The sequence below is a fragment of the Thermoanaerobacter uzonensis DSM 18761 genome, assembly GCF_900129115.1.
Lineage (GTDB): Bacteria > Bacillota > Thermoanaerobacteria > Thermoanaerobacterales > Thermoanaerobacteraceae > Thermoanaerobacter > Thermoanaerobacter uzonensis.
The window spans coordinates 1-11395 of sequence record NZ_FQUR01000011.1 but is presented as its reverse complement, the minus strand read 5'-3'; the positions used below and the strand labels follow the sequence as shown (position 1 = coordinate 11395).

Here is an 11395-nt window from a genome sequence, read left to right as displayed (position 1 = left end):
CTTTTGTTTTTCTACTTCTTATTGAATTTATTGTAATATACTTATGTTACAGTTATATTGCAAAAGGATTACAATATGGTTACAAATTCTTCTGCTTTCACTATTTTAATATTTTTATACTCTTTAAGTTGAAGCAAATGATTGTCACCTGTGACTATGAAGTCACAACTTCCTTCTAAAGCACACTCTAAGAAAATATTATCTTTTGGGTCTTCTTTTATAACCTCTATTTTTTGTTTTGGATATACAAATAAAACCCAATCAAAAGATAAAAGCCTATTTAGCAAGTCAAGTCTTCTCTCAATAGTGCCAAAAACAGCAAACTTATCTCGTGTCAATACATCAGCATATTCTTCCACAATTTCTTTACTTACTACCGGGTTAAATTTATTTAAGACCCAGTAATCGATAACTTTTGCAGGATAGCTTTTTTTGCTAATAAAAGCTGAAATTAAAACATTAGTATCAATTACTGCCCGCATTTTCGTGCTTCCTCTATCTCTTTTTGTACGTCTTCTTCAGATAAGCCTGCTGTTTCGGCTTTACTTCTAAATTCGTTTAAAATTTGCATAATCTCTAATTGTTTTGCCTTCTTTTCAAGTTCTTTTAATTGATTGTACATAGAATAACTTATTATAACTCCTTTGGGTTCAGATCGAGAAGAAACTATTATCACATCGCCTTTTTCTACTTTTTCTAAATATTCACCTAATTTGGGTCTTAATTTGTCTACTCCAATGACTTCTTCCATTTGTTTTCACCTCCAGATTAATTTTAAAATTAATTTCTAGATATATTATAGCTTTTTTGTTCATAACTATCAAGTAAAATTTAAGGGCTGGATATTATCCAACCCTTACTCTTTCTCTTTTAACATTGCTCCTATAAAATCTCTAAATAATGGATGAGGTTTTAAAGGTCTTGACTTGAATTCCGGGTGGAATTGGGATGCCACAAAATAAGGATGGTCTTTTAATTCTATCATTTCAACCAGCCTCTCATCAGGAGAAAGCCCTGAAAGTACAAGGCCTTTTGAGGTTAAAAGTTCCCGATATTGGTTATTGAACTCGTATCTATGCCTATGTCTTTCATAAATTAATTCGTCTTTATAGGCTTCATAAGCTTTTGTCCCTTCAATTACTTTACAAGGATACACCCCCAATCTCATTGTACCGCCTTTTTCATCTATGTCTTTTTGTTCAGGCATGAGGTCTATTACAGGATGGGAAGTATCCGGGTCAAACTCTGTAGAATTAGCTCCTTTTAGTCCTGCTACATTTCTCGCAAATTCTATTACAGCACACTGCATCCCAAGGCACAATCCAAGGTAAGGAATTTTGTTCTCCCTTGCATACTGGATAGCTCTTATTTTGCCTTCAATGCCTCTATCACCAAATCCTCCCGGCACTAATATACCGTCTGCTCCTTTTAAAAGTTTTTCCACTGTCTCATCATTTACATGCTCAGCATTTACCCACCTTATATTCACAGCAGCTCTATGATAAACTCCCGCATGTTTTAATGCTTCTACAACACTTATATAAGCATCATGAAGGTCAACGTATTTTCCCACCAAAGCTACTTCTACCTGTCTTGTGGGGTTCTTTTCTCTTTCCACGTATTCTCTCCATTCTTTTAAGTCCGATTCTCCAATAGGCAAATTCAACCTTTTTAACACGTATTCGTCTACTTTTTGCCTCTCTAGTTCCAAAGGCACTTGATAAATTGATTCTACATCCCTATTTTCTATGACAGCTTCTACGCTTACGTTACAAAAGAGTGCAATTTTTTCTTTTAAATCTTGCGTAAGAGGAAGTTCTGTTCTGCATACAATCATATCGGGTTGAATACCTATTGAACGCAGTTCTTTTACGCTGTGTTGAGTAGGTTTTGTTTTTAATTCTCCCGTCTTTCCGAGATGAGGTACTAATGTCACATGAATAAACATGACATTTTCTCTTCCTTGTTCAATTGCCACTTGTCTTATAGCTTCAAGGAAAGGAAGGCTTTCTATGTCTCCTACTGTACCACCAATTTCTGTTATTACTACGTCCACATTTTTTTCTTTTGCAACTCTGTATACTCTTTCTTTAATTTCGTTCGTTATGTGAGGTATTACTTGAACTGTGGCACCAAGATAATCCCCTTTTCTCTCTTTTGTGATGACAGTCCAGTACACTTTACCTGCAGTTACATTGCTATTTTTGGTAAGGTTAATGTCTATAAACCTCTCATAATGACCAAGGTCTAAGTCTGTCTCCGCCCCATCTTCTGTAACAAAAACTTCACCATGTTGGTATGGACTCATGGTACCAGGGTCTATGTTTATATAAGGGTCAAATTTTTGAACAGCAACTGATATGCCACGACTTTTTAAAAGCCTACCAAGTGATGCAGCAGTTATGCCTTTGCCTAAGGAAGACACAACTCCTCCTGTTACAAAAATATATTTCGCCATCATCTCACCTCTTAAGTGTATTATCGTTTTTTTAAACTGACTTTTAATAGTTTATAACCCATAAAAAAATCTCTATTTTGGAAAAATAGAGACTCGTATCCCTTTAAGTTTAAATAAATTCTTTTAAATTTTTGTCATCCCGCCAGTTCATAAAAAAGCACCTCGTAAAAATAAATACTTATTTATTATATAGGATTTTAAAGTGATTGTAAAGAGGATAAAACATCTCACCTCACAAATTAAATCAATCACTTTAAATTATTATAACACAAATTGCATTAGTTTTTGCAAAATATTATAATGTTGTAAGATATTAAAATTTTAAAGTTTTATATTGTTGAAAAGGAGGAAAAATATGGCTGCAGATTATCACGTCCACATAGAAAACGGCCCTTATACTATAGAATGGCTTAAGAAGTTTATAGATTCTGGTTTAAGTAAAGGTCTAGTTGAGATTGGCATTTCTGAACACGGACATAGATTTAAAGAAGCATATAATGCTTATAAAAGTGATGGTTTTAGAGGAAAATGGATAAAAACTTACATGGACCAAAGCATTTCTAATTATGTTGAATTGATACAGGAAGCAAAAGCAATGGGATTACCTGTAAAATTAGGTATAGAGGCAGACTACTTCCCCGGAAAAGAAAAAGAATTGAAAGAATTTCTTGAACCTTATCCATGGGATTATGTTATAGGGTCTGTTCATTGGCTTGAAGATTGGGGAATAGACCTTGAAGAATCTATAGAAGAATGGAAAAGGCGTGATATTGATGAGGTTTATCTTGAGTATTTTAATATAATTGAAAAAATGGCTAAAACAGGTCTGTTCGATATTATAGCACATATTGACCTTGTAAAAATTTTTGGATTTAGGGCAAAGCCTTATACTTTTGACAAGATAAATCGGAATATTGAGGAAATCTCTAAAACAGGTATAGTAATTGAAGTTTCTACTGCAGGCTTTAGAAAGCCTGTTGGGGAAATATACCCTTCAAAAGAAATAATGGGAATGATCAAGAGATATAATATACCTATTGTAGTAAATTCTGATGCCCATAATCCTTACGATGTGGCAAGAGATTTTGACAAAGCTTATGCTTACGTAAAATCATACGGGATAAATACTCTTTATTATTTTGAAGGGAGAAAAAAACTGCCCTATAATATCTAAAAGGAGCAAGAAAGACCTTGCCCCTTTTTTCATTTATTTATATATACCTCCTCTTGTATCAAAAGCTTTCACTTTAATAGCAAAATCTACGTTGTCAATCTCAAAAATCAATCTATAGTCTCCAACTCTTAACCTATATAAACGCTCCTTTTTAGATGTTTTTAGTTTTTTTATATCTCCCTCAAAAGGCAACTTACTAATAGCGTCTACAATTCTTCTGACTGTTTTCTTATCACGTTTTTTTAACTCTTTTAACACTTTTTTGTCAATTATAATTTTATATCCCATTATCCTCTATCCCTAATGCCTTCTTTGCTTCTTCTAAAGTTATATATTCTCCCTCGCTTTCTTTTAACAATTTTTCCTCTTCATGGGTCATTTGTTCTACTTCTAAAGATTTATCCCAATCGTTAAATTTTTTTATAAGCTCTTTCTTTTTTTTCTCTTTAAGATACTCAGCAAAGTCAATCACTTCAGCAATTTCCTTCTCCGTTAAAGAATCTATAATTTCATTTAATTTTTTTATAATGCTACTATTTTGCATTTTTATCACCTTAATAAAATTTACTTTACATATATTATATCATCTTTATAATATTCTGACAACAACCCATATCTCTATATCAATCCTTTAACCGCTCTTGCTTTTATTATGCTATTTAATTTATTTAGAGACTCTACTGCTTCATCAGGAATTTCTTTGTCTGTGCTTACAATCATTAATGCGGTTCCATCATTTTTATTTGGGCTTACTTGCATGGTAGAAATGTTTATGCCAAAGTCTCCTAACACATTCCCTATGTGACCTATAACCCCCGGTATGTCTTTATTCTTGACAAATAGCATGTACTCCGTAGGTTCAAAATTTACTTTATGTCCCATATACTCTACAATTCTCACTTCTTCTCCATATGTGGTTCCTGCAAATTGTGTTGTTTTGCCATTGGTATCTGTAATCTTGAGAATGATAAGGCTTGAATAGTGGTTTATTTCTTCGATTTTACCCTCTACAACTTCTATTCCCATTTCTTTTGCCCTTAATTTTGCATTTACAACACTCACATCCTCCTCTAATACAGGCTTTAAAAAGCCTTTAAGAGCATAGAGAGTAACAATATCTGTATTAGTTTTTGAAATTTCTCCTCTATATATCACTTCAACCAATCTAACAGGAGTATCATTTATTTGATAATAAAATGCGCCCATGGCTTCAGCCAATTTCATATAAGGTTTGAGCTGTGAAAATTCGTCGGATTTTACCCCGGGTAAATTTACTATATTTCCGTACAGATTACCGTTTAAAGCCGAGATTACTTCTTGAGCAATGGATATGCCTATGTTTTCTTGCGCTTCATAAGTTGAAGCTCCAATATGAGGCGTAAAAACGACATTTGGCAGTTCAAGAAGTGGATTGTTAAAATCTTGTTGTTCTACATTATATTTAGGTTCTACTTCAAGAACGTCTAATCCTGCTGCCGCTACAATGCCCTCTTTAATGGCATTGTAAAGGGCTTTTTCATCAATGATGCCTCCTCGTGCAGCATTTACTATTCTAACTCCCTTTTTCATTTTTTTGAACTCTTTTTCACTGAGCATTTTTTTGGTCTCTTCCGTTTTTGGGAGGTGAATTGTTATAAAGTCTGATTGCTGAAGCAATTCATCTAAAGTAACTTTTTCCACACCGTACTTTTCAAAACGTTCATCTGGCATATAGGGGTCATATGCAATTACTCTCATATTAAATGCTGCAAGTCTAGACGCCACAAGAGAACCAATTCTTCCTAATCCTATTACACCGACAGTTTTTCCGTTCAATTCAACGCCTTTGAATTTATCCCTTCTAAAATCCCCATTAATACCAGCGTGATATGCCTGCGGTATATTTCTGGCTATAGCCAGCATAAGGCCAATGGTCAATTCCGCAGCAGCTACAGTATTTCCAGCAGGAGTATTTACAACAAGAATTCCTTTTTCAGTAGCTGCTGTTACATCAATATTGTCAACGCCATTTCCCGCACGACCTATGACTTTTAATTTTTCACCTTTTTCGATAAGTTCTCTATCTACTTTTGTAGCACTTCTGACAATAATGGCGTCATAATCTTTAATAGTTTCTAAAAGCTCATCTCTTGAAATATTAGTTTTCACGTCCACGTCAGCGTGTTTTTTTAGATATTCAATGCCATTTTCTGATATTTTCTCTGTGACAATTATCCTCAAGTTATATCCCTCCTTACCCCTCTATTGCGTCTTTCAACGCTTCAAGAGTTTTAGCAAGCATTTCTTCAGTAACATAACCCATGTGACCTATTCTTATGATTTTACCTTTTAAAGGTCCTTGTCCTCCTGTTATCAATATTCCATGTTTTTCCTTCATGTGATTTATAATCTCTGATGCTTTGTACTTTTCAGGAACTTTTATAGCAGTTATTAAATCAGAAGCTATGTCCTCTTCCGGCAGCAGTTCTAATCCCAAATTCTTTACGTATTCTCTTACTCTTTTCCCATAGGTGGCTTGCCTTTTGTATACATTATCCAGTCCAAATTCCAAAATTATGTTTGTCGCTTTTGCTACAGCCATTATTGTAGAGACAGCAGGAGTAGCAGGAGTATCAGGATTGGGTTTTAAAACTCCTTCTTTTGCTTTTTTCAAGTTAAAATAATATTTTGGAAGATTAGAAGTTTCCGCTATTTTCCATGCTCTTTCACTTAAAGCGACAAAGCTCAGTCCAGGAGGCGACATAAGGCATTTTTGAGAACAAGTTATTACTGCATCAATACCCCATTCGTCCATTTCAAGTGGTATGCCGCCTAAAGAACTCACAGCATCAACGATGACTACCACGCCATACATATTAGCAATTTTTGCAATTTCTTTTACATTATTTGTAACTCCTGTAGAAGTTTCATTATGAGTAACTAAAAGAGCTTTGTAATTACCATTTCTTAATTTGTCCTCTAATACGTTAAGGTCTACCGCCTTTCCCCAACCAAAATCATAAAGCTCTGCATCAAGGCCATAAGCTTTTGCTATATCATAAAATCTTTCTCCGAAATAACCTATACTGGCTACTAATACTTTATCACCAATGGAAAAAAGATTCGCAATGACAGCTTCCATTCCACCCGTTCCTGATGAGGTCAAAGTTATAACTTCATTTTTAGTTTTAAATATTTCTTTTAAATTTTTATTGAGATTAGAAAATAATTCATAAAATTCTTCTGTTCTATGGTGTAATGGCTGTGCACCAGCTACTTTTTTTACCTCTTCCGGTACCATTGTAGGCCCCGGTGTCATCAATAACATTTCTTTCATCTTATCACTCCCTGTTACTAGATATATATTTAATATGATAAATCAATAAAGTAAAAAATGCAATAGTAAAAAATACATTTGTCCACATAAAGCGGACATTGTTAAAAAAATATCGATTACTGATAGGCAAAAATGAAAATATATATTATCACGAAAGGTAAGAATTATTAAAAATTATCCATAATAATAAAATAAAAAGAAAGCGCCCATTAGGGCGCATCATAAGTTTGTTAACAAAGCAAAAGTTAAGTTTCTTTTTTCTACGTCAGAAAACAGAAACGTATGTATTTAGCTAAAATTTCTTTCAAAATTCCAAATAAAGAAGTCCTTTTTATTATAACGATTCCCTGGCATTTTGTTATAATCTAAAGGGAGTGGAAAACCACTCCCTTTAGATTATTTTGTATATTTTCCATATACATATCCAAATCCGCCATTGTAGAGTACTTGATACCATCCGTTGTACTCTCCAACCACTTTAAGCTTCGTTCCGTATGGCACTGCTCCTATCTTTCTCGCATTGATAGAATTGCTTACTCTTACATTTAGTCCACTCTTAGCAGTGACCTTAACAGCCTTTAGCACAACAACATTTGATGGATTCGGAGTTGCAGCAACATACTTACTGTAAATATATCCTGTTTTTCCATTGTAGTCAATCTTATACCATCCATTTACTTCTTCAAGCAGTGTAACAACTTTACCTGCAGGAAGCACTCCTATTACCTTATATCCAAGCCCTGCGCCTTCTCTCACATTGAGTGTTGATGCTGTGACAATTCCGTAATTGTAAGTTGTTGCCGATGTTTTTTGTGGCTCTGGTTGTGAAGTCGAAGGTACTTTTGTTTTCTCTTGCACTGGTGTTGAAAGATTAACTTTTAGCATATTAATTTGTTCAGGTGTCATACCTGCCGAAATAAGGTAATTGTATGCAGATGCTGCAAGGTCTACTTTATCTAAATTATCAGCTTTTGCAATAATTTTAAGTATCTTAAGTATATTTTGCTGAGCAATTAAATTGTATTTTTCAGTCCCTTTCTGAACACCATAATAGTCGGTAAAACTTTGCATATAGTCATCAACAATCTCGTCCTTTGATGCACCCATTAAAGCTTCAAGTAATGCTGCCACAATACCTGTACGGTCTTTTCCTTCTGTACAATGTATAAGATAAGGTCCTTTGTTTTCTGCCATAAATTCAAGACCTTTAACAAGCTTTACTTTAAAATCATCGCTTGTAACATCAAGTCCCATATTCAGAGCTATAACATGCCCTTCTTTATAAAGATCTGCATAGTATGGACACAGATTTTTTGCAAGGTAAGTATTAATCTCCTGAGGTGAATCAGAAAGATTAATAACCGTATTTATGTTAGCTTCCTTCATGAGTTTGCATGCATATGGAGCACGTCCAAGGACATTGTTTATTGGACTGGAACTACGATAAAGTATACCTTTGGCAATATTACCGACTGCAATATTGCGGAAGTTTGCAAATACCTCATCTGAGGAATAGTCTGCACGGTTATTGGTCCTCGTTAATTTATTGGCCTCGTATTGGGCAAGATAGCCTTTTGGTTGGCTAAGCATAATTGTAAATTTGTCTCCTGCTTTTACATGAGCAATGGTATCTAGTCTTACGTAGTTAAGAGCTATTGTTATATAAGTATCTCCAGGATATGCAATAACGACAGGGTCCCCAATGCTTACAAAGTAACCATCTAAGTAAGGTGCCTCAAGTACAAAACCGTTATCAAATACAACTGTTACCATATCACCAAATTTAAATCCTAATTTATTAAAATCATCAATTGTTATATTGGTAACTGGATGTCCATATTTGTCTATTTTCATAACCACACCTGACACATTTGGAGTTTTATAGATGGGATTACCTGAAAGTTTTGCTTTAATAGCTGCAATTTCATCCGAAGTTAAACCAATTTTTTTAAGATAATTTTCTGAAGCTGTTGCAAGGTCAACCTTTGAAATATCGCTTCCCTTCGGCAGACCACAAACAATTGTAGTTAACTCTGGCACTATAGTACTATTAGCTATTGTTTTATATTGTTCACTATTCTCTTTAACTCCATAATAGTTTTCATAAGAAATCATGTAATCAGCAATTATTTCATCTAACGTCGCTCCCATTAAAGCTTCTAGTACTGCAGATACAAAACCTGTACGGTCTTTGCCTTCCACACAGTGAATGAGATAAGGCCCATCGTTATTTATCATGAAACGAAGTCCTTCAGCTAATTTTTGCTCAAAATCTTTTGCTGAGAAATCGACTCCCATATTTAGAGCTATAACCTTGCCATTATCATAAAGTGATTTGTAATAACTAGCACTATCTCCATCTAATGATAAATAATTTTTAATTTCTTCATCTGAATCAGAAGTATTAATCACTGTATTTATTCCAACAGCCTCAACAAGTCTCTCTGCATAAGCTGCACGACCTATCTCATTATCTATCGGACTACTACTTCTGTACAAAATACCAGGTTTAATTCCAGTAGTTGTAATACTTCGGAAATTAGCAAATATAGAGTCAGTTGCATAGTCAGAACGTACATTTGTGCGCGTCAATTTATGGATTTGATATTGGGCAAGGTATCCCCCTTTTTCTGCTAATGAGAAGGATACTTTATCACCAACTTTGACATTGTATTTAGCAGCAAAGTTACCCATGTTAATTGCTATTATAAGCAAATTATTTGTCTGGTCATCACGTACTAAAGGGTTTCCTACATCCACATCACTATAAGATGTACAGAAAGGCATTTCGATTATATTATCATTCACCGTAACCTTAAGAATATCACCTAATTCGAATCCCGCATCGTAAAGAGCTTTAGGTTTAACATCCATCACAAGATTTCCATATTTTTGAATATCAACAACTGTTGCAACTACTGTATTGCTAATACTATTCTCTGCTTGGGCTATCATTGGTAGTTGGAAAAATACTATAGCAACAATTAAAAGCAGTGAAACAATTTTTTTAATCCGTTCCATATTTTCCCTCCTAATTAATTATATTTTTAGGTCTTTGCAGAATCCCAAAATCCTTATGGATTAAGGGATTCTGCTATATATTTTCAAAGGAATTCCTCCACTTTCGTCGAATCTTTTATAAAGAACCAAGTTATAAAAATGGAGAAACTCCTATGAAAATCAGCACTAAACAACTCAATCTCCAATGTTCAAGATAATGCCCAATTTTTTAAAAAATAACTTCAATTTTATTTTTTATCTGAATTTATTCAGCTTTTTTATGCCCACTACCATTCTCTCTCTTAGGGTATTGTATAGATTCTTCGTAATCTATATCCCCGTCGTCCAATTTTTTACATATATTTTTAAACTATCCTTAATTCCTATGATGATAATTATTATTTAAATTTAAATATTAATACTGCCAAATCTGTTACTTGATTTAAATGTTTACATAACTCTATAACTTCAATTTCCCTTTTATTCAATTGTTAACTTACATTTTTTCGTTGGGGAAAAATGTAGAGCTGCCAGAATCAAATGGCTTTGATTTATACCCAAAAAGTTAAGCTAAATAGTAGAGCTATTTATGTCATTAATTAATGCTATAACCCTTGCACTCCTTAACTCTGTTTCTGTCTTATGTATACACCTTTAAAATGTAATTCCTTTATTTTGTTCTTCTCAATATAACTTTTTTACTTTTTTATTTTGTCTTTTAATAATTTAATATAATATTCCTAAATCTTTTGTAATTTATATGATACATCAGATGTCAGACAATTTCTAATATAATTATATAAACCCTCTTTTTAATCTTCAATATTGATTTAGGACAGTTTCGTTTGCATCCTTGCAGGATTACTTCTATTTCCTCAGTATTTTATACGTTTACTTAATATTGTAAACATTATTAATAAAATATAGTCTTGAAGTAGCCCAAAATTTTCCATGTTTAAAAAACTTCAAAAGCTCTATTATTTAAATACAATAATATAGATAAAAATATTAGAAAAGAAGATTATTAGACGGATGAATTTATTAAAATGTCCTTTCTGTGATCAAACATCCGCAAAAGTTCATTCACGTTATAAAAGAAGTTTTCAAGATTTTCCGATACCAGGTTAAGAAAGTTATAGTTTAATTTGCCAAAAAATATCTTTAAAGCTTAGTACCATAACTCAAGGAATGGAAATCGAGACCTTTACAATAAAAGTTTACGGAATCCCATGGAGCAAAAGGATTCCGTAAACTCACTTATAAGCTGTATTTGAATATATAGCAATGTCTAAAGCGAATATTCCCTAAGTTGTAAATATAGTTATTATTATATATTTCCTGTTTTCTCTAAGATTCTGTAAAGCATAGCTGCTGCCTCTGCTCTTGTAGCGTTGTCTTTTGGCTTGAAAGTGTTATCTTCATATCCTCTTACTATCCCAAGCTTTAC

10 protein-coding genes and 1 pseudogene are annotated in these 11395 nt (G+C 33.4%); 1 reads left to right on the top strand and 10 read right to left on the bottom strand.

Going from position 1 to position 11395, the window contains the following annotated elements; translation table 11 throughout:
- Positions 1-68 precede the first annotated feature (68 nt).
- From BUB32_RS06860 to BUB32_RS06850, 3 genes are all read right to left on the bottom strand, one after another.
- Positions 69-482, bottom strand: a complete 414-nt coding sequence (locus BUB32_RS06860) for a putative toxin-antitoxin system toxin component, PIN family (RefSeq protein WP_072968588.1) — start codon at positions 480-482, stop codon at positions 69-71.
- Positions 470-751 (bottom strand): type II toxin-antitoxin system Phd/YefM family antitoxin, encoded by a 282-nt coding sequence (locus BUB32_RS06855; RefSeq protein ID WP_003870462.1) that lies wholly within the window; start codon positions 749-751, stop codon positions 470-472. Before BUB32_RS06855 ends, BUB32_RS06860 begins: the two co-directional genes overlap by 13 nt.
- A 105-nt stretch (positions 752-856) precedes the next feature.
- Positions 857-2458 carry a CTP synthase gene (locus BUB32_RS06850; RefSeq protein ID WP_072968586.1) on the bottom strand — a complete coding sequence of 534 codons (1602 nt, stop codon included), beginning with the start codon at positions 2456-2458 and terminating at the stop codon, positions 857-859.
- 355 nt (positions 2459-2813) lie between these two features.
- Here BUB32_RS06850 and BUB32_RS06845 point away from each other — a divergent pair, with 355 nt between their 5' ends.
- The gene (locus BUB32_RS06845; RefSeq protein ID WP_072968584.1) at positions 2814-3632 is read left to right on the top strand and encodes a histidinol-phosphatase; all 819 of its coding nucleotides are present in this window, start codon (positions 2814-2816) and stop codon (positions 3630-3632) included.
- Positions 3633-3665: 33 nt separating this feature from the next.
- Here BUB32_RS06845 and BUB32_RS06840 read toward each other — a convergent pair whose 3' ends face one another.
- From BUB32_RS06840 to BUB32_RS06805, 7 genes and pseudogenes are all read right to left on the bottom strand, one after another.
- Positions 3666-3920: a type II toxin-antitoxin system RelE family toxin gene (locus BUB32_RS06840; RefSeq protein ID WP_072968582.1), complete on the bottom strand. Its 255-nt coding sequence runs from the start codon at positions 3918-3920 to the stop codon at positions 3666-3668.
- On the bottom strand, positions 3910-4176 hold the full coding sequence (locus tag BUB32_RS12695) for a hypothetical protein (RefSeq protein ID WP_143152795.1): 267 nt from the start codon (positions 4174-4176) through the stop codon (positions 3910-3912). Before BUB32_RS12695 ends, BUB32_RS06840 begins: the two co-directional genes overlap by 11 nt.
- A gap of 74 nt (positions 4177-4250) precedes the next feature.
- A complete protein-coding gene (gene serA / locus BUB32_RS06835) occupies positions 4251-5852 on the bottom strand; it encodes a phosphoglycerate dehydrogenase (RefSeq protein WP_072968580.1) in 1602 nt (533 codons plus the stop codon).
- A gap of 13 nt (positions 5853-5865) precedes the next feature.
- Entirely contained in the window at positions 5866-6948 is a 1083-nt protein-coding gene (locus tag BUB32_RS06830; protein WP_072968577.1) for a pyridoxal-phosphate-dependent aminotransferase family protein, read from the bottom strand.
- Between the two features lie 396 nt (positions 6949-7344).
- Positions 7345-8202: an SH3 domain-containing protein gene (locus tag BUB32_RS13355; protein ID WP_407702964.1), complete on the bottom strand. Its 858-nt coding sequence runs from the start codon at positions 8200-8202 to the stop codon at positions 7345-7347.
- A 657-nt stretch (positions 8203-8859) separates the two neighbouring features.
- Positions 8860-9903 (bottom strand): annotated as a pseudogene (locus BUB32_RS13350) (tyrosine-protein phosphatase); the annotation flags it as partial.
- A gap of 1372 nt (positions 9904-11275) precedes the next feature.
- The coding region (locus BUB32_RS06805; RefSeq protein ID WP_143152794.1) for an S-layer homology domain-containing protein at positions 11276-11395 on the bottom strand (120 nt) is incomplete at its 5' end.